This window comes from Legionella sp. JM-2024, from assembly GCF_055389095.1.
The window spans coordinates 2,203,468-2,225,697 of record NZ_AP039388.1 but is presented as its reverse complement, the minus strand read 5'-3'; the positions used below and the strand labels follow the sequence as shown (position 1 = coordinate 2,225,697).

Sequence of the window (22,230 nt, the reverse complement as noted above, 5' to 3'; positions counted from 1 at the left end):
GAGTGAAAGCATATTCTAAATAATATTGTAGCCAGATTAGAATTGGATTTCCGTTTGGAGGGAAATACCAATTCGTTTGATACATTCATACAAGGCTATACCCCATTCTAAAGCCTTTCAAATATAGTTCTTGTGTTAAATCCAAATAATCTTTCATGCATTCTATAAGCGTATTCATCAGTCATGTTGGCTAGATAGTCACAAACTATTCGATAAGCCTCGTTCTCATCACTGGCTTGAGTAAATAAAGCGCGGTTTTTATTGTCAAGTAAACTGGCAGGATTAGAGCTGATCGCATCGAATAATCGGAGTACAACAGTTTGACCACCGTATTCGAAGGTACGTGCTTCCTGAGAGTCGATGACATTATCAAAGATGCATTGCATTAAATATTTGAGAAGGGCATGAGCTTCAGGAATCAGCGCAATATTATGTTTTAATAAACTGTTTTCAAATTCTTCATTAGTTATAACAATCCGGGTAGAAGTAATAAAATAATTGACCATTTCTCCAATAGTTTGTTTTCTTAAACAGAGTTCATGAGAAAATAAGGAATTAAGTATACGTTCCAGATGCTCTGAGAGAGATGTTTCACTTATTAATTGCCGGAACTCAGGGGTATCAAGATGTGTTCTGTTAATTAACCTTAAGTGAATTGCATCTTCCAAATCATGAACTCCGTAAGCGATGTCATCCGCAGTATCCATAATGGAACAATCAAAACTATGATTGGCTGCTTTGCCTACCTGGGTGCCATTAGGCATTACAGAGAGTGATTGAAATAGTTTCCTGTCGTTATCCGAGAAAGGAGATAACAACCAATCCACTTCTGGTTGTTCACAATCAAAATAAGCTTTTGGAGGCAGCCAATCATTGATTTTGATGGTTTTATGAATAGATTCATGAATAGGGGGCTGTTTAGGAGCAACTACATCAGAACGTCTTACTGGGTATTTTAAAATACCTAATAAGGCACGACGAGTCAGATCCAGGCCGAATCCCCCATAACTGTTTTCAACTTTAGTCAATAAGCGTAGGGTTTGTCCATTCCCTTCAAACCCTCCATAATTACGCATCATATAATTTAACGCGACCTCACCACCGTGCCCAAAAGGCGGATGGCCAATATCATGAAGCAAACAAATCACACTGATGAGATCGTCATTAGGCAACAGACTTGATAATAACAGTTGATGATCATGGTTGGTCATCAGATTACGCACAATACTTCTGCCGATGGAGTCCACTTCAAGTGAATGAGTCAGTCGGGTTCTATGAAAATCCCCTTCATCAGTTCCAAGAATTTGAGTTTTTCTTTGTAGTCTTCTAAATGCTGGGCAATGAATTACTCGGGTCCTGTCTCGTTCATAGGGATCTCTGTGATCTTGAGAACCTCTTTGATTAGTTTGACCAGAGCGTCTATGAGTCCACATGTTCTAAGCTCTTAAAATACAAACCGAATACTTTATTCCATACCTTGTTTGGAAACAATAGTTCTTTTGCATAATACAATTTTCTAAAGTTTTTTCTAATTTTGTAGATAACAACAAATAGGAATAAAAGCAAAAATTAAAATCAGGGGGTGTTGTAATGAATACTCGAGTCAAATACCTCGCTTTAATTATCTGCGCAACGAATATGTCTTCCTGTATGGTTTATGAGGATACTTATACTACACGATATCAAATTTACACATACGATTATAGCCAAATGTATCCTCAATCAGATTATCCCATGGGCAATTACAGATACGATTACAAATCATCTCAAAGTGTCGTGGTGCCTGATTCCTATCATGTTGGCGAATATCATTCTCCTGTGTCTTTCAAAGACAGAGACAGAAATTGGGTTAATAATCAAAATCCTCAAGGTTATACTATTGAGATCGCTGATGATGAAAAGGCTTCTGCGGTGGCAAAAAAACTCTATAAAACACCTAAAAACGATAGAATGGCACAGGTGAAATACCACCGTAATGGTAAAGCTTATTATAAGGGAGTGTATGGCACTTACGACAGCCCTGAAGCGGCTCAAAAAGCATTGGAATCGTTACCGTCTGAAATTAAACAAGGTGCGGGAGTTAAAAAGTGGGGAAACATTCAAGGGAATGTCGATGAGTAATGGAATTCCATTGATATTTCTATTGCTCTGGGGCTGATTACTTTATTTCTTGCAGTTCCTGGTCTTCATACTGCCAGGGGTATTGGGCAAAGCCTCTTAGCCCTGGCTTGTAGAAAGAATGATCATTAACCGAGTTACACCAGGTGTTTGTGTCCTCTCAACATCAAATTGTTTAATGTTAATAGAATATTCTTCATTAATTTTTGATAGCCATTGTATAAATCGTTGAAAAGGGACCGTGTCAAAAGTTAACTGAATGTCTCCTGAACCAGTTTGTTGCAGTTGATAGGGGAACTTAAGTGCTCTATTATTTTTGAGCTGAGAAGCAAGAATGGTTAACAACTGGCTATTATCTACAGTTTGTTTTCTTTTGGATGAGTGTTTTTGAGTTTTTACTTGCTTCATCCATTCCAGTGTTTCAATTTTCTCAATTAATTGTGTGGATTTTTGATCTACTTTATTACTGAGAGGGGCATAAAGTAATAAATAATAACTGTAAATGAAAAGTGATAGGCCAGCCACTATAACCATCCATTTTTCTCGTTCATTGAGGGTATTTAAATAGGCTTTCACATTAGCTCCAAGGTGGCAACAACTTGTTGGTCTTTAGTTGAGGCCTGCATTTGTTTGACCTTTAGTTGTAGCTGTTTTAATTTATTCTCAATCTTTTGCAGGCTTTCAAAATCAGAGCTAACTAGAGTAACTGATATTATTTTGTTGTGATACCTTAGTTGTTCTATCGTCATCCCACTATCTTTCATAGCATTAGCAAATTGATTTAATATAAACCAAAATCGCGTTTGATTGTTTGTGGCATGGCTCCCAATAAGCTGACTGATCCTGAATTTGGGGCTGATGACTTGTTTTGCTTCCGGAAAAAATTCGCGATAGATCGCTGCTATTTGTTGATCAACTGTATCCATCTGTTTGTTGAGCGAGTGGAGAGTATACCAATTTACTAAAAGGACTGAGATTAGCCAGATACCGCAAAGCAATCCAGCTATTTGATATCCTTTTTTAATCCAGTCTGTTGTTTTTCCATGCTGCATTTCGCCTTGGCAAAGATTAAGAGGTTTTGATTTTATTAATCTTTCTGCAATCCATGTGTAGGAGTGCTCCTCTTTTTTGCTTACAGGGGAAATTGTAGATAGTTTACTGTCTTGAAAAACGATAGCAGGATTTTGTGGATGGTTTTGCAAATAAGTTTGGGCTAATTCACCTGTGAGGACCCCTTTAAAGTCGTCATTATTAATAAGTAGTTCGGATTCGCTGATGACCAATTCCTGTGGCTCAAGGGCAAACCAATCAAGAGTTATTGCATCGAATTCGATATCCCGCTCATCAAAAAACTGAATTAATTTTCTTATTTTTTGCTTGTCAATTACCACAACTAGATATTGATTATTGTGATAATGAAATTTATCAAAGGCAAAATGAAGTTCTTCAACTGCTTGAGCTACTTTGTCTTCCAGCGCATAGGGAATAGCAATTCTGGCTTTTCGTTCAGGTAACCAGGGAAGCGCCAGACCGAGAAGTATTGCTTTCGTACAGGTTTCTACAATGATAGTCCTGCATTCTTTTTGTAAAGCCTTTAATTGTGAGAAATCGCGAAATTCAAGAGGAAAGACGAGTTCTCCCGTCTGAGACATTTTTAGGCAGAAACAACCATTATCACCGAGATGTTTGGTAAAAATAAAACAGTTGTCCATGGTGTAAACTCTGCGTCGTTATGGCTTTTAATTTTTGAGTATATACCAGGAGTTACTGTTATTTCTACCAGACATGATTTTAAGCATAGGCTCTATGCTTTTTTGTCAAATTAGAATACCAATGCTGTTTCAATTGCTGAGCCAATAAATAGACTGCTAAGGCATATTGGGGGCTTGAGTTATAGCGAGTAATTATAAAAAAATTAGGATAGGCAATCCAATATTCATTCCCTTGAGAAGTAATCAGTTCAATTACTCCAGCACGAGAGGGATGATTCTGCGAGGCAGTTATTGGTTTTACACCAGAACTTATCAATTGGGAGTAATGGTAATTTGCAGTTTTTGGATTCATCCGGAGTCGTTTATATCGCCATCCAGAGACTATAGCCGGTTGAGCGATACCCTGGTTTAATCTCCAGCCGTGTTTGTGTAAGTAATTGGCGATACTTGCAATTGAATCCCCATTATCATTCACCAGATCCCGCCGACCATTATTATTAAAGTCCACAGCATAATATCGATAGCTGCTCGGCATAAATTGAGGTTTTCCTATAGCACCCGCGTAAGATCCCTTATATAGAGTAGGTGCTATATTTTGCTCTCGACACAAAAGGAAGAGTTCTTTTAATTCTTTGGTAAAAAACGCAGAGCGTTTAGGATAGTTAAACGCCAAGGTAGCTAAGGCATCCAAAACTCTGTTTTCTCCTTGTCGTTCACCGTACAAAGTCTCCACTCCCAAAATGGCAATAATGATTTCGGGTGGCACACCATATCGTTTTTGAACTTTCTCTAAGGTTTTTTTATTTTCGGACCAAAATTGTAATCCACCATTTAATCTTTGCTGGGTAAGAAATAGGGCACGGTAAATATCCCAATTTTTCTTTTCATAGGGTTTTTCCATTGACTCTATGATTTGAGGCTGAAGTTTTACTTGATTCAGCGTTGTGGTTAATTGTGTGCGGTTAAAGTGATATTGTTTCACCATCATATTAATAAATGATTGAACGTCTTTACGTTGCGTAAATGCTGTGTTGGAATAAACTGTAAAAGATAATAGAAAAAAAGCAATGTAACCCGCCCAGATGGTTCGTCGCATCATATACCCATTTGTCATTACAAATGCGGGATTCTAGTAAAAATAAAGTCCATTAGCAAATTTTGACCCTGGTTTGTCAATTTCCCAATCACTCAGTTAATCAAATTTTCTTTGCGTGATACACCAAATCGTATACAAAAATTGTAGAATTTGCTTTGCCTACTTTCTGCACGCTGACATTTAAGATAGACTTATGCTATTTGCAAGAAGGTTAAAAGAGTTGAAAGATTTAAATCGAATTCGAAATTTTTCAATAATTGCCCATATCGATCATGGCAAGTCGACATTAGCTGATCGTTTTATCCAAATTTGTGGGGGATTAACTGAACGTGAAATGAGTTCTCAGGTTCTTGATTCTATGGACATTGAGCGCGAACGTGGTATTACCATTAAAGCGCAATGTGTTTCATTGAATTATACAGCCAAAGATGGGAAAACTTATTTATTGAATTTTATCGATACTCCAGGGCATGTTGATTTTAGTTATGAGGTATCCCGTTCTCTTGCGGCTTGTGAAGGTGCTATTTTAGTCGTTGATGCTGCCCAAGGCGTGGAAGCACAAACCTTGGCGGTTTGTTATACAGCGATTGATCAATCTCTTACAGTATTACCAGTACTGAACAAAATTGATTTGCCGCAGGCTGAGCCCGAACGAGTTATTGCAGAGATTGAAGACATTATTGGTCTGGATGCGCAGAATGCTATCAGAGTGAGTGCTAAAAGTGGTTTGGGTGTCCATGATGTCTTGGAGGCTTTGGTTGCGCATATTCCTCCACCGAAAGGAGATATTCATGCTCCATTACAAGCTCTGATTATTGACTCCTGGTTTGACAGCTATTTGGGTGTTGTCTCATTGGTTCGTATTGTCAATGGCACAATACGAAAAGGAGACAAAATGCGAGTGATGTCAACAGGAAGAGCTTATGAAGTGGATCAAGTTGGCATTTTTACTCCTAAACGCACTAAACTGGATTTTTTATATGCAGGTGAAGTGGGCTATGTTGTCGCTGGTATTAAGGAAATTCAAGGTGCTCCAGTTGGCGATACCTTAACTTTGGATAAAAATCCGGCAGATAAAGTGCTACCAGGGTTTCAACGTGTTAAGCCTCAAGTTTATGCTGGTTTATTTCCTGTCAGCTCTGATGATTTTGAGGCATTTAGAGAGGCCTTGGCTAAATTAAGTTTAAATGATGCTTCTCTATTTTACGAACCGGAATCTTCAGAGGCTTTGGGATTTGGTTTTCGTTGTGGCTTTTTAGGCATGTTGCATATGGAAATTGTGCAGGAGCGATTAGAGAGAGAATATAATCTTGATTTGATTTCTACTGCACCTACTGTAGTTTATCAAATAGTGACCCAGAAAGGTGAGACTTTACTAATTGATAACCCATCTCATTTGCCCCCAATTCCACAAATCAAAGAAATGTATGAGCCAATAGTCAGAGCCAATATTTTAGTCCCACAAGATTATTTAGGGCCTATTATAACTTTATGTGTTGAAAGACGTGGCGTTCAAGTCAATATGACTTATAGTGGTCGGCATGTTTCTGTTGTTTATGATATTCCCATGAGTGAAGTGGTATCTGATTTCTTTGATCGATTGAAATCAGTTAGTCGTGGTTATGCCTCTCTGGATTATAATTTCCAACGATTTCAGATTGCTGATTTAGTTAAGATGGATATATTAATTAATAGTGAGCGTGTTGATGCTCTTGCTGTGATTGTCCATCGAGATTCTGCTCAGAGCCGCGGAAGATTAATTGCAGAGAAGATGCAAGAGCTGATTCCAAGACAGATGTTTGATGTTGCTATCCAGGCAGCTTTAGGAAGTCATATTATTGCCAGGCAAACAGTGAAAGCATTACGTAAAAATGTTACTGCGAAATGTTATGGTGGTGATGTGACCCGTAAGCGAAAGCTATTGGAAAAACAAAAGGCTGGAAAGAAAAGAATGAAACAAGTTGGGCATGTGGAAATACCTCAGGAAGCATTTATGGCGGTGTTTCAAACTGATAAGAAAAAGTAGGGTGATGGGATTGTTATAATTATGGCGTGTTAATAATTTATCTTTTCTTAAAATTGTCTCGTGCTTTATGGTTGGAAAACCCGCGATGCAATAGGATATTGCAAACATATCGCGGCACGTGATTGTAGTAGGGTAATTATTAATAGAGCTTGGTTTCAAATTGGGGATATTGAGTTTATGAATTTCGCTTTAATACTAGTCATATTATCTGCTGTTAGCGGATTAATTGCTTTATTCGATTGGTTGTTTTGGGCAAAAAAACGTGCTCCTGGACAAAAACCTGGTCGCATAATTGAATATTCACGTTCTTTTTTCCCTGTATTTTTTATTGTCTTGTTATTACGATCTTTTTTAATTGAGCCTTTTCGTATTCCTTCTGGATCACTAGAGCCTACTTTGCTGGTTGGAGATTTTGTGGCAGTCAATAAATTTGCTTATGGTTTGAGGCTTCCTGTATGGGAAAAAAAGGTGGTGCCAATCGCCAACCCTAAGACTGGTGAGATTGCTGTTTTTCGTTGGCCACCTGAACCATCTTATGACTACATTAAAAGAGTTATTGGGGGGGCTGGTGACAGAATTTCTTACCATAATAAAAAATTAACTATTAATGGTAAAGAAGCAAAACAAACCTTTGTTGAGTACACTACGGATGAAAGTTCTGGAAAAGCAGTAACTAAGTATAAAGAGGATTTAAATGGTGTTGTACATGATATATTTATCAGACCTGATGTGCCTGCTGTAGATTTTGATGTGGTTGTGCCTGAAGGAAATTATTTTATGATGGGTGATAACCGCGATGATAGTGCTGATAGTCGATTCTGGGGATTTGTACCGGATAGCTATTTGAGAGGAAAAGCCTTTTTGGTCTGGATGAGTTGGAATGGGAAGACGGATAACGTACGTTGGTCGAAAATAGGTAGATTAATTAATTGAAGGAACAATTTATGGGAAAACAACAGGGAATGACATTAATTGGTATGCTGTTTACTGCTGTTGTAGTTGTTATGGCTGGAATATTTATTATGCGAGTAGTGCCAGTTTATATTCAACACTATTCTATTATACATTCGATAAAATCATTAAATTCAATTCCCGCCTCCTCTCTGTCAGGGGACCCATATGCGGATGTTGTGACATTAAGAGAAAGTGTGACCAAACGATTGGATATCAATGGAATAGAAGACTTGAAACCAGAGCAATTGATTATTAGTCCTGCTGGCACTAATAAGTTTAAAATCAGGCTAAAATATCAAGTCATTAAGCCATTAATATATAATATGAGCTTATTATTTAATTTTGAAAACAGTTTTGAGGTAACGGCAGGTAGTGAAAATTAATTTAGAAAAATTAAGTAGGCGTTTAAATTATCATTTTAATAATATCGCTTATTTGAAGCAGGCTTTGACTCATTGTAGTGCTGGTAGTGATAATTATGAGCGTTTTGAATTTCTAGGAGACTCTATATTAAGTTTCATTATTGCAAACGAACTGTTTAGTCGTTTTCCATTGCACAGCGAAGGACAGTTGAGTCGGTTGCGCTCTTTCCTGGTTAAAGGTGAAATGTTAGCAGAAGTAGCCAAGGAAATAGATCTCGGTGATTATCTTTTTCTCGGACAAGGCGAGTTAAGAAGTGGAGGATTTCGGCGAGCTTCTATATTGGCGGATGCTTTAGAGGCTGTATTAGCGGCTATTTATTTGGATGGCGGCATCAATGCTGCCAAGCAGACTATTTTAACACTTTATAGCTCAAGACTAGATGATCCTGATTTAACTCATTGCCTAAAGGATGCCAAAACACAATTACAGGAATTTTTGCAAGCATCAAAATATGCTCTACCTGAATATTCTTTGACAAAAATCGAGGGTGATGAACACGATCAAACGTTTTATGTCACTTGTACGGTGGAGGGAGTGGGGAACGTAGCTTATGGCCAAGGCCCAAATAGAAGAAAAGCCGAGCAGTTAGCAGCCAAATCTATGCTAGAGCAACTGCAAGGCTGATTGGCAATTTCTTTTATTTTTCCAAGCTTTCAATAATATAGCACACATCTAGCCATTCCTCTTCTGTGTTACTTAAAGAGCGATGAGTAATATCCCGTTCCTTCAATAAACCATCCAATTTGCTCTTGTGTTTGGAATCCTCATAAAGAGACGTATCGGCTAACTTCTTATCAAAATAGTGGAGTTGTTCCTGATAATGATTAATAAGCTGTTCCAGTTTTTTTAGCTTATTTTGATAGCTCTTTCTTTCCTTATATTCATCCATTGAAGTAGATAATTTGGATTCTTTTACTGAATCTCTGGATTGTAGCCAAATATAATAATCATCAAGATCTCCTTCAAACGGCTGTACTTTTCCTTGATAAATGAGGTAAAAGTTGTCAACGCTCGATTTAAGCAAATGGCGATCATGAGAAATCAAAATTAATGCGCCTTCATAAGTTTGCAGAGCTAATTCAATAGCTGAGCGCATACCAAGATCCAAATGGTTGGTTGGTTCATCAAGTAAAAGAAGATTTGGTTTTAACCAAACTAGCCTTGCTAATGCTAAGCGAGCTTTTTCTCCACCTGAAAAGTGGTGGATAGGTTGTACTGCCATATCTCCTATGAAATTAAATCCACCTAAAAAATCCCTTATGGTTTGTTCTCTCACTTCCGGTGAGAGAACTTGAATGGTTTCAACTGGGCTTAATTTACAGTCCAGTTGCTCCAGCTGATGTTGTGCGTAATAGCCTATTTGTAAATGGGGCGAGCGATGGATATCACCACTGTGTACTGGTAAATTACCCGTTAGGGTTTTAATTAACGTTGATTTTCCTTCCCCATTGGGACCTAATAATGCAAGCCTGTCTCCAGGATTAAGAGATAGTTTGATTTTTTTCAAGACAGGTGGTTGATTGGCATACCCTGCATCAACCTGGTTACATTGAATTAAAGGGTTTCCAGCGCGTGGACAAGGAAAAAAATCAAAAGAAAATGGGGAGTCAGCTTGTGCTGCTGCAATTATCTCCATTTTTTCTATGGCTTTGATTCGACTTTGTGCTTGTTTTGCTTTCGTTGCTTTTGCTTTAAACCTTGTGACAAAAGTCATCATATGTTTGATTTTGGTCTGTTGTTTTTCATGCATTGCTTGTTGTAAAGCCAGTTGTTGGGCATGTGTTTTCTCAAAACAACTATAATTTCCTGTATAGAGAGTTAGGTTTCGATTTTCTATGTGCAAGATATGACTCACAAAGGCATCAAGGAATTCTCTATCATGCGAAATAAGAATAATCGTACTTGGGCTTTGTTTTAAATAACGCTCTAACCAAAAGATGGCTTCCATATCCAAATGGTTGGTCGGTTCATCAAGAAGAAGAAGGGCAGCTGGTTTCATTAGGCAGCGGGCAAGGCTTAAGCGCATTCGCCATCCACCAGAGAAGCTGTTTACTGATTCTTGTTGTTGATCCCTGTTGAAACCCAGACCTGACATAATTGTAGCTGCTTGAGCTGGCTTGCTGTAGCCTCCTGACTGTTCTAATTCTTCGTGACAATACAAGACTTCTTCGTCATTGCCATTTTTTTCAGCATCAGACAGACGTCTCAGCAATTGGATATGTTCTACATCTCCACCAAGCACAAAATCCAAGGCCTTTTCATTACTATCAGGTAATTGTTGGGACAAATGGCTGATACTGAGCTGGGGATTAATTAAGTATTCTCCCGTATCAGCGGTTAGTTCGCCTAAGAGAAAATCAAATAAAGTCGATTTACCACAGCCATTGTGACCAATTAGACCTATTTTCTGCTTTTCATAAAGGCTGACATTAACTTTATCAAGTAAAACCTTATCGCCTCTGGACAAGGTTATTTGACGCAAGGTGAGCATGTTAAACCATAAATCATTAAACTAATGCATTATTTTATCATAAATTGATGGCAGCTTCCTATTTTTGAACTTTTTATAAAATTTACTCTCCAGGTTCAATCGTTTTTTTTCTGGCAGATTGATATCGTGCCTGTTTTTCTATATCTATATACCTGTCAGTTGTTGCACTTGAGCTATGGCCAGCATCATCTCTTACATGTTCTCGAGGCCTGATTTTTACGTCTTCTGATATTCCTGTATGCCTTAGCCAATGCACGGTAGCAGAAGACAGGTTATCAGCTTCCTCTGCTAATCCTTTTATTCGAAGTTGTTCACCTGCCATGTCAAAACATCTTTGAACTATACGTCGTATAGGTGCTGTATCACTCATCGGACCATTACCTCGAAGTTTAGGGAGCAAAGGAGAATTATCTGCGGGTGATGGAAGTGGTGTGAGGCCAAGAAATAGACGCCAGCGTGTGAGGCTTTCTAACATGGCATCGCTTACGGCAATTTGCCTCTCTTTATTTCCTTTTCCAACCGTTGTAAACCACCAATGACCATTACTGTCTTTGGAAAAATCATTCATACTGGGTATCCATCGGTCATTTGCAGCAAGTTCTGAAATTCGTAAATACATGCCAAATAACAAGCTTAATATAAAACGAGTCCGCTCATGTTTTTCAGGTGAGTCTTCCGCTAAGGTTTCAGCCGCTCGCAGAACTTCTTCCCATTGAATTAAACTTAACCGTCGTATAGGCGCATTGTTTTGTCTTTTGCGAATAAATTTGCTTTTTTGCCTGATGAGGGCGACTGGATTGGAAACAAGATATTCTTCGGCAATTAAAAAATTGAATAGGGTACTTAAAATAGCAAATATTTCCTGCACGGCACCCTGAGATAGCTTAAATTGATCTATTGATACACTATGGCCAATTTTTCTGGATGCTTTGCTTATAGTGACTACAAAAGGGCGCCATTCCTCATTGGGTGTCCGCTTACCATTTTTTTCGATGAATCGTGGGACTTTTTTTAAGCTAATCCATGATTTTGGCGGGTTTTGACAGAAATGAATGTACTGTTCAATATCATCACGTCTTAATGAATCGATAGAAGAATTTTTAATAAGCCACGACCATTGTAAGAGACGTTCTGTTTCTCTTCTGTAACTATTAAAGGTTCCTTCACTTCCTGTATAGCTCTTTAAAAAATTCAAACAGTAAGTGAAGTCATTATGAAATCGATTATCAGGCAGTATCACGTTGTCATGATTTTTATGAATGTGATTTAGATTATCAAACAAAGGTAAAAGTTTCGCTTTCATGATCGGACATAATTCGTAGATAATTAGTTATGCTAACTGAATTCCTGGATTTAGTCATTGTTTTGGTAAAGAGGGTCTGTTTGATAATCCTCCATAAAATGAGCTTTGCGATCTCAAAAAAATTTTGAAACTTTGTTCTCCCTGACGTAACTAAAATAATGACAAAAGTTAAGTTCAAATCAATGGAATAAAAATTAAATGTTAAAGGATATTGACCTTAAGGATAGCTCCTAGTATTATCTGCGCTCTGTCCTTGGGACGGGTTTCGGGGTGTAGCGCAGTCTGGTAGCGCGCCTGCTTTGGGAGCAGGATGTCGGGGGTTCGAATCCCTCCTCCCCGACCAATTAAGCGCCCGTAGCTCATCTGGATAGAGCATCGGCCTTCTAAGCCGAGGGTAGCAGGTTCGAATCCTGCCGGGCGCGCCAGCCGCCTTGTTTTTGTGGTACTGTAGCTGGAACAGGGTTTACGAAACCCTCCATAGTAAATAGAAATTTTTAATGAGGGAATTCAACTCAATTTAATAACCATGTTAAAAATTTTCTAATGTAGTGATTTGGGGATTTTCGTAAGCCCTGGGTGAAATGATTAGATTTATGGTGAGCGTAGCTCAGTTGGTAGAGCCCCGGGTTGTGATCCCGGTTGTCGTGGGTTCGAGTCCCATCGTTCACCCCATTTGTAGCAAATTTAATGTATAGTCTACCGCTAAAGATTCCATCTGAGTCTTTACAAGACTGAATTACTGATTGATAATCCAACCTGATTGCGAAAGTGGCGGAATTGGTAGACGCACTGGATTTAGGTTCCAGCGGGGCGACCCGTGAGAGTTCGAGTCTCTCCTTTCGCACCATTTCATGATAACTTCCAAGAGGTGAATTAATGCAAGTTTCTGTTGAGACCCTAAAAGGTTTGGAACGTAAGGTTACAGTTTCTGTGCCTACAGAGAAAGTTGAGGAAGAAGTGAGCTTGCGTCTCAGAAATCTTGCTCGCAAAGTTAAATTGGATGGTTTTCGTCCCGGGAAAGTACCATTTAATGTGGTAAAAAGTCGTTTTTCTGACAGTGTGCGCGAAGAGGTTGCGCGAGAAATGGTACAATCTACTTTGTATGAAGCTTTACAAAAAAACGAATTAATACCGGCAGGTTATCCTTCTGTTGAACCTTTAGAAATTGAACCAGGCAAAGATTTTAAATACACAGCAATATTTGAGGTGATGCCAGTTTTTGAAGTTGCTGAGTTAAATCAGGCTACTGTGGAGTTGATTCGCTCTGAAGTCACTGATAAAGATGTTGATGGCATGATTGAAAAATTGCGTGAACAAAATAAAGAATGGCATGAAGTGTCTCGCGCAGTTAAAAAAGGTGATAAAACAGTCATAGATTTCCAAGGATTCTTAGATGATAAACCTTTTGATGGGGGAAGTGCTGAGAATTATGAGCTTGTAATTGGTTCTGGATCAATGATTCCCGGGTTTGAAGATGGAATCGCAGGTGGAAAAATAGATAAGCCTTTTGATATAAAAGTCAATTTCCCTGAGGACTACGGTCACAATGATTTAGCTGGAAAGGAAGCGATTTTTAAGATTACTGTTAAGAAAGTAATGGAAGGTAAGTTGCCCCCTTTGGATGAAGCATTTGCAGAGAAATTCAATATTAAGGAAGGTGGTATCGAGGCGCTTAAAAAGGACATTAAGGAAAATATGGCTCGCGAATTGGAGCGGCGCGTCAGCATGATGAACAGAGAGAAATTGTTTGATAAATTAATGTCTGTGAACAAAGTTGATTTACCACTGGCTTTGATAGATAAGGAAATTGAGCATCTAAAACATGACATGTATCATCGTTTGTTTGGTCATGAACATAAAGAGAACGAAAAAATTCCTGATTTCCCAAGAGATTTGTTTGAAGAACAAGCCAATCGACGTGTACACTTAGGCTTACTCTTCGCAGAATACGTTAAAAAACATGAAATCGTCGCTGATACAGACAAAGTAAATGCTATGATTGATAAGTTTGCCAGTGCTTATGAAAGTCCAGATGAACTTCGTGCATGGTATCAAAGCAGCAAAGAGCATATGGCTGAGGTTGAAGCATTAGTTATGGAAGATATGGTTGCAGATAAAATAGCTGCAGATGCCAAACTTAAATATAAAAATATGGACTATGATTCAGTGATGAATCCCAAAAAGGGCACTGAGAAAAAAGGAGAGTAAGCATGCCAGGCTATTCGGATGATGTTATCCGCAATGCAAGCGGATTAATACCAATGGTGATTGAACAAACTTCACGTGGTGAACGTTCATATGACATTTACTCAAGGTTATTGAAAGAACGTATTATTTTTCTCTTGGGTGAAGTAGAAGATCATATGGCTAATTTGGTCGTTGCTCAATTGTTGTTTCTTGAGTCTGAAAATCCTGAGAAAGATATTTCTCTATATATCAATTCTCCTGGTGGTGTGGTTACAGCAGGTCTTGCAATATATGACACTATGCAATTTATTAAACCTGATGTAAGTACTTTGTGTATAGGGCAGGCAGCAAGTGCTGCTGCCTTATTACTTTGTGCTGGTGCTGACGGTAAACGGTTTTGCTTGCCTAACTCAAGAGTTATGATTCATCAACCCTTGGGTGGCTACAGGGGACAAGCAACTGATATAGAAATTCATGCGCGGGAGACACTTGCAGTCAGGGAACGCTTGAATAATATTATGGCTAAACACACCCAGAAAACACCTGATCAAATCATGCATGATACTGAAAGAGATAACTTTATGAGTGCTACCCAGGCAATGGAGTATGGCTTAATTGATAAAGTTCTCTATGACAGGCAAGTGACAGGGCATTCTACAGATCTATAATTTAACTAGATACTCCTTAATTTATCTAGGGTATAATCTAGGTTGGTTTGAAAGGAGTGTAGTAGCATTTTTTTGTCTGATTGGTTAAAATTTTACATGTAATTACTTAAAATATTAGTAAAAGCTGTAAGAAGGGGTTTAGTTATGAGTAAATCCGGTAACGGAAGTGGAGATAAGGTTCTGTACTGCTCTTTTTGTGGCAAGAGTCAACATGAAGTAAAAAAATTAATTGCAGGACCTTCTGTATTTGTGTGCGATGAATGTGTGGAATTATGTAATGATATCATTCGAGAGGAAACACATGAGTCTCATGAAGAAGCTGAAGCACGCTTGCCTGCACCAAAAGAAATATCTAATTTTCTTGATGAATATGTAATAGGGCAACAACATGCGAAAAAGGTTTTGTCAGTAGCGGTATATAATCATTATAAGCGACTGCAACATAAAAATGAGGATGGTGTAGAGCTCGGTAAAAGTAATATTTTGCTTATAGGGCCTACTGGAAGTGGTAAGACACTTTTAGCTCAAACCTTGGCTCGAATCCTAAATGTCCCGTTTGCTATGGCTGATGCCACTACTCTTACCGAGGCAGGTTATGTTGGTGAAGATGTAGAAAATATTATTCAAAAATTATTGCAGAAGTGTGACTACGATGTAGATAAAGCTCAGCAAGGTATTGTATATATTGATGAAATCGACAAGATTTCACGAAAATCAGATAATCCCTCTATTACCAGAGATGTTTCAGGTGAAGGTGTTCAGCAAGCGTTACTGAAATTAATTGAGGGTACTATTGCATCAGTCCCACCTCAAGGTGGTCGTAAGCATCCTCAACAAGAATTTTTGCAGGTGGATACCTCCAATATTTTATTTATTTGTGGTGGCGCCTTCGCAGGATTAGATAAAGTAATTCGTGAGCGCAGTGATAAATCAAGCATAGGATTCTCTGCCCAATTAAAAAGCAAAAAAGACAACAGTGATGAAATATCCAAAGTCTTGGGACAACTCGAAGCAGATGATTTAATTAAATATGGTTTGATTCCTGAGTTTGTGGGTCGCTTACCTGTTGTAACTACCCTGCAAGAACTTGATGAAACAGCTCTAATAGACATATTAACTCGACCTAAGAATGCTTTAACAAAACAGTTTCAATCTCTTTTCAAAATGGAAGGTGCTGAACTTGAATTTAGAGAAGAAGCTTTAATTGCTATTGCAAAAAAAGCATTGGCAAGAAAAATGGGTGCTCGAGGCTTGCGATCGATACTTGAAAATATTCTTTTAGACACCATGTATGACTTACCTTCTCTGGAAGGGGTGAACAAAGTTGTTATTGATGAGAGTGTAGTCAATGATTTGTCCAAGCCAATTCTCATTTATGAACAGGATGAGAAAAAAAGTGCTTCTGGTAGCGAGAAAAAGAGTGCTTCTGGTAGCAAGGATTAGTTAATTGTTTTGATTTCCACAATAAAGTCAAATCATTGTGGAAATCTTTTATGTTTCATCTTTAAAACACTTAAAACGAAATAGTACCAATTTCTGTTTTTTGAATATCAATAGCTTAACTCTCATTTTACGAATTGTTCACTAGCTCCAATATCTGTATACTCGTAAGTAACAAGATACGAAATTATAACTCAGAATTTTTCCTTTGAATAAGGGTCATTATGTCTAATGAAAATGAAATGATATCAAATGAGACTGTGAAAACTTCAACCTTGCCTGTACTACCGTTAAGGGATGTGGTGGTATACCCTCATATGGTTATACCACTCTTTGTAGGTCGGGGAAAATCGATAAAAGCTCTTGAAGCTGCGATGATTGATAATAAACAAATTTTTTTAGTCGCTCAGCGTAAATCGGCACATGATGATCCTGGCCCAGAAGATATCTATCAAGTGGGAACAGTATCCAGTGTTTTGCAATTACTGAAGTTACCCGATGGTACCGTAAAAGTTCTTGTGGAAGGCGAGCAGCGTGCTCGTGTTAAGGACTATAACCAAGATAAGGGATACCTTGAAGCTACTCTTGACCCAATTGAGGACGTAAGTTCAACGATACAAGAGCAGGAAATTGGAATTCTAATGCGATCGCTGATGTCGCAATTCGAGCAATATATAAAACTCAATAAAAAAATTCCCCCAGAAGTTCTATCTCCATTAGCAAGTATAGAAGAACCAGGTCGCTTGGCCGATACTGTTGCTGCTCACTTAACTCTTAAAGTGGATGACAAACAAGAATTACTTGAAACCATGGATGTGGGAACTCGGCTCGAGAAATTAATGGCTGCAATTGAAAATGAAATTGATCTATTGCATGTGGAGAAGCGTGTAAGAGGTCGGGTCAAGCGCCAAATGGAAAAGAGCCAAAGAGAATATTACCTAAATGAACAAATCAAGGCTATTCAAAAAGAATTAGGCGAGATGGGCGAGGAAGGCAATGAGATTGAACAACTTGAAAATTCAATCAAAAAAGCTGGAATGCCAAAAGAAGCCAAAGAAAAGGCATTAGCAGAATTGCATAAATTAAAAATGATGTCTCCAATGTCTGCTGAAGCCACCGTTATTCGGAATTATCTTGATTGGATGTTGATGGTTCCATGGAAAAAGCGAACTAAAATTCAATTTGATCTATTGAAAGCAGAAAAATTGCTTGATAAAGAGCACCATGGTCTTGAACGGGTCAAAGAACGTATTATTGAATACCTTGCTGTCCAACAAAGAGTAAAAAGAATGAAGGGACCCATTTTATGTTTGGTTGGACCTCCTGGAGTAGGTAAGACATCTCTTGGACAGTCAATCGCCAATGCTACAGGAAGAACTTTCATACGCATTGCTTTGGGTGGAGTGAGGGACGAAGCTGAGATTCGTGGCCACAGAAGAACCTATATAGGGTCAATGCCCGGTAAAATTATTCAAAAATTATGTAAGGCAGGAGTTAAAAATCCTCTTATCATGTTAGACGAAGTGGATAAAATGGCTATGGATTTTCGAGGTGATCCGGCGTCTGCATTATTAGAAGTATTAGACCCAGAACAAAATCATACGTTTAGCGATCATTACCTGGAAGTAGATTATGATTTGAGCGATGTCATGTTTATTGCTACCGCTAATTCACTCGAAATCCCAGCGCCATTATTAGATAGAATGGAAGTTATTCGATTACCAGGATACACGGAAGACGAAAAGGTCAGTATCGCTGAAAAATACTTAGTGCCGAAACAGATTCTATTGAATGGATTAACAAATGAAGAAATCCATATCAGCGAAGGCGCTATCAGGGATATTATTCGCTACTACACACGTGAAGCTGGGGTGCGCAATCTTGAAAGGGATATAGCAAGTATATGCAGAAAAGTTGTTAAAGAAATACTCTCAGGCAAAAAAGGTAAGAAAAGCAGAACAATCAGCATAACAGTCAGTAATATTACAAAGTATTTAGGAGTTAAAAAATATCGTTATGGCTTGGCTGAACAGTATAACCAGATTGGTCAAGTAACTGGCCTGGCGTGGACAAGTGTTGGTGGTGAACTCTTAACAATTGAGGCATCCATAATGCCAGGTAAGGGGAAAGTAACTCATACTGGCCAGCTAGGCGAAGTTATGCAGGAGTCGATACATGCTGCAATGACTGTGGTTAGAAGTCGTGCCAAGGCATTTGGACTGTCTGATGATTTTTATGAAAAACATGATTTTCATGTCCATGTTCCAGAAGGAGCAACACCTAAGGATGGCCCAAGTGCGGGTATAGGAATGTGTACTGTATTAGTTTCTATAGTGACTCAAATCCCGGTTAAGGCTGATGTGGCGATGACAGGCGAAATTACTCTACGCGGGCAGGTTCTCCCGATTGGTGGATTAAAAGAAAAATTATTGGCAGCACACCGTGGTGGCATTAAGCATGTCATTATTCCCGAGGAGAACGTAAAAGACCTTGAAGAAATCCCTGACAATATATTAAGAAAGCTCACGATTCATCCTGTTAAGACTATCGAACAGGTTCTGGAACTGGCTCTAGAAGGCAATCCTTGGGTAGAAGGGACAACAAATGCACAACCTGGTCCTGTATTGAGTAAAAGATCAAAAAAAATTAAAAATAATGATTTACACGCTCATTAATACAGAGTATATTTCTTTACGTAGCCCGCTGGTGGCGGGCTCTGCAAGGATGTACGAACTTGACTGGAGCAGTTGAATCTGTTTAAATCAGCTCCGGAATATGGATGATTAACTGTAAAGGGGAAAAGATGAATAAGAGTGAATTAGTTGATGCTATAGCAAGCGGTTCAGGTTTGACCAAAGCTGACGCAAGCAGAGTTCTTGAAACTTTTATGGCTACTGTAACTGATGTCTTAAAGAAAGGCGATCAAGTTGTAATACCTGGATTTGGTTCTTTTTCAACAGGTAATCGTTCAGCACGTACTGGCAGAAATCCGCAGACTGGAAAAACCATCCAAATCAAAGCGTCACGGGTAGCCAAGTTTAAAGCAGGTAAAAATCTGAAAGAAGCAGTACAACAAGCTTAAGTTTTCAGGGTGCTTAGCTCAGCTGGGAGAGCATCGCCCTTACAAGGCGAGGGTCGTAGGTTCGATCCCTACAGCACCCACCAAGAAATGGAGTGGTAGTTCAGTTGGTCAGAATACCGGCCTGTCACGCCGGGGGTCGCGGGTTCGAGCCCCGTCCACTCCGCCAGATAAACGCGCTGCAAGGCGCGTTTTTTTTATCAACTTATGGTACAATCGCTTTCATCAGGCTTTGTTAATATCAAAAATGGATCTCGGGACATGTTGCAGAAGTTAAATGAACACATTCAGGGTGTTGTAGCGTGGTTGGTTATTATATTAATTGCTATTACTTTTACACTTTTTGGTGTTGATTATTATTTTCAATCTCGACAAATATCCAATGCAAAGGTAGTGGTGAATGATAAACCAATTACTATGCAAGCATTTGAAACTAACTACAGACGTACACGAGCTCAACAAGATTTACCACAAATGACTGCTGTTGATGAAAAGAATCTGCAAAATCAAGTAATTAATCAAATGATAACAAATGAGGTTAGTATTCAAGCTGCCCGAAAGTTTGGATTTGAAGTTAGTCTAAATCAAGCAAATGCAGCTATAGTAAATATTCCTCAATTTCAAGAAGATGGACATTTTTCAGCTCAACGTTATCAACAAGCTTTGAGTGGCGCATTATTTACTCCTGAGACCTTTCAAAATGAAGTAAGACAAGGGATGCTCCTGAATCAACAACGCTTTGCATTTATGGGAACATCGTTCGCCCTGTCTGATGAAATAAAACGGTTTGTTCGATTATATATGCAAACCAGAGATTATGAGTATTTGACAGTTCCTTCGGCACGTTTTGAGCAACAAGCTAAAGTGTCTCAAAAGAATATTGAAGATTATTATAAGCAGAATCGCAAAAAATTCATGACTCCTGAACAAGTAGTGTTAGATTACGTACTTTTGTCTATGCATGATATCAAATCGCAAATCAAAATTTCAGATGAAGAAATCAAAAATTATTATGAAGAAAATAAGAGCAATTATTTGACACCAGCCCAATGGCAGGTTGCTCACATTTTATTTGCTATTCCTGAAAATGCCACTAAAGAGGAAGAGGATGTAATTAAGCAAAAGGCCGATGAAGTGTACTCCGATTTGCAAAAACATCCTGAGCAGTTTGATAAATTGGTTGTTTCTAAATCAGATGATAAGTTATCAATATCAAACAAAGGAATTCTTCCTTGGGTCACAGGAGGTCAGAATGAATATGATAGAGTGTTATCTAATTTAACAGAGCCAGGGCAAATTTCAATTCCAGCAAAAACAAAATACGGCTATGAAATTTTTAAATTAATTGCGTATAAACCGGTTACAACAAAATCCTTGTCACAAGTAGAATCTGTTATTAAAGATCAATTATTAAGTGATATGGCTCAGGCTAAATATGCCCAGGCTTTGGAGCAATTAACAGATTTAAGTTACCAGACTCCTGATTCACTAGACCCAGTGTCAGATTCTCTGAATCTGAAAATACAGCATACAGAGCCTTTTTCTCGCCATGGAGGCAAACAATCTATTACCAAAAATAAACAGGTTATCCATGCAGCATTTAGTAATGATGTTTTGGAGTTAGGAAATAATAGTGAACCTATACAGCTTGATAATGACTCAGTAATGGTTCTACGGGTAAATAAACACATTCCTTCAAAAGAACAAACCTTGGTTGAGGTACGAGATCAAATTGAAAAAATACTTGCAAAACAATATGCCGATGCAAAAGCAAAAGAAATTGGCACCAGTTTGCTACACCCGGTAGAGGATAAACAACAGCAAGCGTTAATCAATGATAATCAGCTTGAATGGCACTCTATAGCACAAGCTTCCAGAGACAGTGATAAATCCAATTCTTTAATTAATGACTTGGCATTTAATTTATTACGCCCAGAAAGTCGCGACGGTGTGATTTTGGATAATGGCGACTATGTTGTTGTTAAGCTAAAGCGTATTAATGATGGAAAGTTAAGTTCTTTAGATCAGGAACAAAGAGACAGTTTAATACAACAAATTGAAGCCAGCTATGGAATGATGGATTATGATTTGTATATTAATAATTTGCTTAATCGCGCCAAGATAACAAGGAATTAGAAGTTACAGGTGGGCAGTAAGTATGGCTTTAACTCCCAATTTACTAAATCACCATCAGGATTGTTTCAGAAAGGTGCTAGGGGATAATAACAACGAAATTTATACTGAAATATATTATGCTCCTCAGTACCATTTTGAGTCACCTAAAGCTAGCCTCTATCAATCGAAGAAGGAAGTTTAAAGTTTATTGTTCTTTTAACGTCATATTTTGAGCTTTACCTATATTTACTCAACAATGGAATTTTCTGTATTTTACCAACCCAAATATAATCCAAACAAAACCCATAATTAATAAATATAATAGTTACCAATGTAAAGATCTGGTTTTATTTAAATAGTTGATAATTAGTTCTATTACTCATCATTCTCAGCATAGTCAGGTAATTAACTTCATCGGATATAATCAACGCCAACCTGTATATAAACAGACTGGAAATGATAATGATCATGATAATTCAATAGGTTATTATCAGGTGGATTGCGACGCTCAGTTTAATAGCAAGACATCAGCAATATCAAAAGTGACCTCACTACGGTTTGGATGAAGCCACTACGAAATCAAAAGAGTCATTCCAGAATGGGATTTTTTATTCTGAT

17 protein-coding genes and 6 tRNA genes are annotated in these 22,230 nt (G+C 38.2%); 17 read left to right on the top strand and 6 right to left on the bottom strand.

The window, feature by feature from the left end:
• Window positions 1-107 precede the first annotated feature (107 nt).
• Window positions 108-1,433, bottom strand: coding sequence for an anti-phage deoxyguanosine triphosphatase (locus ACZ5EK_RS09830; protein WP_464429329.1), 1,326 nt, complete (start codon window positions 1,431-1,433; stop codon window positions 108-110).
• Window positions 1,434-1,590: 157 nt separating this feature from the next.
• Between ACZ5EK_RS09830 and ACZ5EK_RS09825 the strand changes: the two genes are divergently transcribed.
• Complete coding sequence (locus tag ACZ5EK_RS09825) at window positions 1,591-2,121, top strand: SPOR domain-containing protein (RefSeq protein ID WP_464424159.1); 531 nt, start codon at window positions 1,591-1,593, stop codon at window positions 2,119-2,121.
• A gap of 96 nt (window positions 2,122-2,217) precedes the next feature.
• Here the strand turns inward: ACZ5EK_RS09825 and lspM are convergent, their stop codons facing one another.
• The 3 genes from lspM to mltB all read right to left on the bottom strand — a co-directional run bounded on the left by lspM (window position 2,218) and on the right by mltB (window position 4,926).
• Window positions 2,218-2,694 (bottom strand): GspM family type II secretion system protein LspM, encoded by a 477-nt coding sequence (lspM, locus tag ACZ5EK_RS09820; protein WP_464429328.1) that lies wholly within the window; start codon window positions 2,692-2,694, stop codon window positions 2,218-2,220.
• Window positions 2,691-3,830 carry a type II secretion system protein GspL gene (gene gspL / locus ACZ5EK_RS09815; protein WP_464429327.1) on the bottom strand — a complete coding sequence of 380 codons (1,140 nt, stop codon included), beginning with the start codon at window positions 3,828-3,830 and terminating at the stop codon, window positions 2,691-2,693. The genes lspM and gspL overlap by 4 nt, the downstream gene beginning before the upstream one ends.
• 79 nt (window positions 3,831-3,909) lie before the next feature.
• The gene (mltB, locus tag ACZ5EK_RS09810) at window positions 3,910-4,926 is read right to left on the bottom strand and encodes a lytic murein transglycosylase B (RefSeq protein WP_464432483.1); all 1,017 of its coding nucleotides are present in this window, start codon (window positions 4,924-4,926) and stop codon (window positions 3,910-3,912) included.
• A gap of 193 nt (window positions 4,927-5,119) precedes the next feature.
• On the opposite strand from mltB, the gene lepA reads away from it, so the two are divergent.
• From lepA to rnc, 4 genes are all read left to right on the top strand, one after another.
• Window positions 5,120-6,952: a translation elongation factor 4 gene (lepA, locus tag ACZ5EK_RS09805; RefSeq protein WP_464429326.1), complete on the top strand. Its 1,833-nt coding sequence runs from the start codon at window positions 5,120-5,122 to the stop codon at window positions 6,950-6,952.
• 177 nt (window positions 6,953-7,129) lie between these two features.
• Window positions 7,130-7,885 carry a signal peptidase I gene (gene lepB, locus ACZ5EK_RS09800; protein WP_464429325.1) on the top strand — a complete coding sequence of 252 codons (756 nt, stop codon included), beginning with the start codon at window positions 7,130-7,132 and terminating at the stop codon, window positions 7,883-7,885.
• 11 nt (window positions 7,886-7,896) lie between these two features.
• A complete protein-coding gene (locus ACZ5EK_RS09795; RefSeq protein WP_464429324.1) occupies window positions 7,897-8,289 on the top strand; it encodes a DUF4845 domain-containing protein in 393 nt (130 codons plus the stop codon).
• The gene (gene rnc, locus ACZ5EK_RS09790; RefSeq protein WP_464429323.1) at window positions 8,279-8,953 is read left to right on the top strand and encodes a ribonuclease III; all 675 of its coding nucleotides are present in this window, start codon (window positions 8,279-8,281) and stop codon (window positions 8,951-8,953) included. Before ACZ5EK_RS09795 ends, rnc begins: the two co-directional genes overlap by 11 nt.
• 13 nt (window positions 8,954-8,966) lie before the next feature.
• Here rnc and ACZ5EK_RS09785 read toward each other — a convergent pair whose 3' ends face one another.
• Together ACZ5EK_RS09785 and ACZ5EK_RS09780 are read right to left on the bottom strand one after the other, a co-directional pair.
• Window positions 8,967-10,820, bottom strand: coding sequence for an ABC-F family ATP-binding cassette domain-containing protein (locus ACZ5EK_RS09785; RefSeq protein ID WP_464429322.1), 1,854 nt, complete (start codon window positions 10,818-10,820; stop codon window positions 8,967-8,969).
• Window positions 10,821-10,902: 82 nt separating this feature from the next.
• Window positions 10,903-12,123 carry a tyrosine-type recombinase/integrase gene (locus tag ACZ5EK_RS09780; RefSeq protein ID WP_464429321.1) on the bottom strand — a complete coding sequence of 407 codons (1,221 nt, stop codon included), beginning with the start codon at window positions 12,121-12,123 and terminating at the stop codon, window positions 10,903-10,905.
• A gap of 266 nt (window positions 12,124-12,389) precedes the next feature.
• Between ACZ5EK_RS09780 and ACZ5EK_RS09775 the strand changes: the two genes are divergently transcribed.
• The 12 genes from ACZ5EK_RS09775 to ACZ5EK_RS09720 all read left to right on the top strand — a co-directional run bounded on the left by ACZ5EK_RS09775 (window position 12,390) and on the right by ACZ5EK_RS09720 (window position 21,633).
• Window positions 12,390-12,466: transfer RNA gene (locus ACZ5EK_RS09775), tRNA-Pro, on the top strand.
• Window positions 12,467-12,471: 5 nt separating this feature from the next.
• Window positions 12,472-12,548 (top strand) — tRNA-Arg (locus tag ACZ5EK_RS09770).
• 171 nt (window positions 12,549-12,719) lie between these two features.
• Window positions 12,720-12,795, top strand: a tRNA-His gene (locus ACZ5EK_RS09765).
• Between the two features lie 90 nt (window positions 12,796-12,885).
• Window positions 12,886-12,970, top strand: a tRNA-Leu gene (locus ACZ5EK_RS09760).
• Window positions 12,971-12,999: 29 nt separating this feature from the next.
• Window positions 13,000-14,331 carry a trigger factor gene (gene tig, locus ACZ5EK_RS09755; protein WP_464429320.1) on the top strand — a complete coding sequence of 444 codons (1,332 nt, stop codon included), beginning with the start codon at window positions 13,000-13,002 and terminating at the stop codon, window positions 14,329-14,331.
• A gap of 2 nt (window positions 14,332-14,333) precedes the next feature.
• Window positions 14,334-14,978 (top strand): ATP-dependent Clp endopeptidase proteolytic subunit ClpP, encoded by a 645-nt coding sequence (clpP, locus tag ACZ5EK_RS09750; protein WP_464429319.1) that lies wholly within the window; start codon window positions 14,334-14,336, stop codon window positions 14,976-14,978.
• A 144-nt stretch (window positions 14,979-15,122) separates the two neighbouring features.
• Window positions 15,123-16,421, top strand: coding sequence for an ATP-dependent Clp protease ATP-binding subunit ClpX (gene clpX, locus ACZ5EK_RS09745; RefSeq protein WP_464429318.1), 1,299 nt, complete (start codon window positions 15,123-15,125; stop codon window positions 16,419-16,421).
• Window positions 16,422-16,642: 221 nt separating this feature from the next.
• Window positions 16,643-19,093: an endopeptidase La gene (gene lon, locus ACZ5EK_RS09740; protein WP_464429317.1), complete on the top strand. Its 2,451-nt coding sequence runs from the start codon at window positions 16,643-16,645 to the stop codon at window positions 19,091-19,093.
• A gap of 128 nt (window positions 19,094-19,221) precedes the next feature.
• Complete coding sequence (locus tag ACZ5EK_RS09735; RefSeq protein WP_011214112.1) at window positions 19,222-19,500, top strand: HU family DNA-binding protein; 279 nt, start codon at window positions 19,222-19,224, stop codon at window positions 19,498-19,500.
• A gap of 7 nt (window positions 19,501-19,507) precedes the next feature.
• Window positions 19,508-19,583 (top strand) — tRNA-Val (locus tag ACZ5EK_RS09730).
• Window positions 19,584-19,589: 6 nt separating this feature from the next.
• Window positions 19,590-19,666: transfer RNA gene (locus ACZ5EK_RS09725), tRNA-Asp, on the top strand.
• Between the two features lie 92 nt (window positions 19,667-19,758).
• On the top strand, window positions 19,759-21,633 hold the full coding sequence (locus tag ACZ5EK_RS09720) for a SurA N-terminal domain-containing protein (protein ID WP_464429316.1): 1,875 nt from the start codon (window positions 19,759-19,761) through the stop codon (window positions 21,631-21,633).
• The last annotated feature ends 597 nt before the right edge of the window (window positions 21,634-22,230 follow it).

Coding starts and splice junctions, on each gene's coding strand:
- ACZ5EK_RS09795 (WP_464429324.1), top strand. CDS start 7,897: ATGGGAAAACAACAGGGAATGACATTAATTGGTATGCTGTTTACTGCT.
- ACZ5EK_RS09720 (WP_464429316.1), top strand. CDS start 19,759: ATGTTGCAGAAGTTAAATGAACACATTCAGGGTGTTGTAGCGTGGTTG.
- ACZ5EK_RS09830 (WP_464429329.1), bottom strand. CDS start 1,433: ATGTGGACTCATAGACGCTCTGGTCAAACTAATCAAAGAGGTTCTCAA.
- clpP (WP_464429319.1), top strand. CDS start 14,334: ATGCCAGGCTATTCGGATGATGTTATCCGCAATGCAAGCGGATTAATA.
- ACZ5EK_RS09735 (WP_011214112.1), top strand. CDS start 19,222: ATGAATAAGAGTGAATTAGTTGATGCTATAGCAAGCGGTTCAGGTTTG.
- lepA (WP_464429326.1), top strand. CDS start 5,120: ATGCTATTTGCAAGAAGGTTAAAAGAGTTGAAAGATTTAAATCGAATT.
- ACZ5EK_RS09780 (WP_464429321.1), bottom strand. CDS start 12,123: ATGAAAGCGAAACTTTTACCTTTGTTTGATAATCTAAATCACATTCAT.
- clpX (WP_464429318.1), top strand. CDS start 15,123: ATGAGTAAATCCGGTAACGGAAGTGGAGATAAGGTTCTGTACTGCTCT.
- gspL (WP_464429327.1), bottom strand. CDS start 3,830: ATGGACAACTGTTTTATTTTTACCAAACATCTCGGTGATAATGGTTGT.
- tig (WP_464429320.1), top strand. CDS start 13,000: ATGCAAGTTTCTGTTGAGACCCTAAAAGGTTTGGAACGTAAGGTTACA.
- mltB (WP_464432483.1), bottom strand. CDS start 4,926: ATGCGACGAACCATCTGGGCGGGTTACATTGCTTTTTTTCTATTATCT.
- ACZ5EK_RS09785 (WP_464429322.1), bottom strand. CDS start 10,820: ATGCTCACCTTGCGTCAAATAACCTTGTCCAGAGGCGATAAGGTTTTA.
- lon (WP_464429317.1), top strand. CDS start 16,643: ATGTCTAATGAAAATGAAATGATATCAAATGAGACTGTGAAAACTTCA.
- ACZ5EK_RS09825 (WP_464424159.1), top strand. CDS start 1,591: ATGAATACTCGAGTCAAATACCTCGCTTTAATTATCTGCGCAACGAAT.
- lepB (WP_464429325.1), top strand. CDS start 7,130: ATGAATTTCGCTTTAATACTAGTCATATTATCTGCTGTTAGCGGATTA.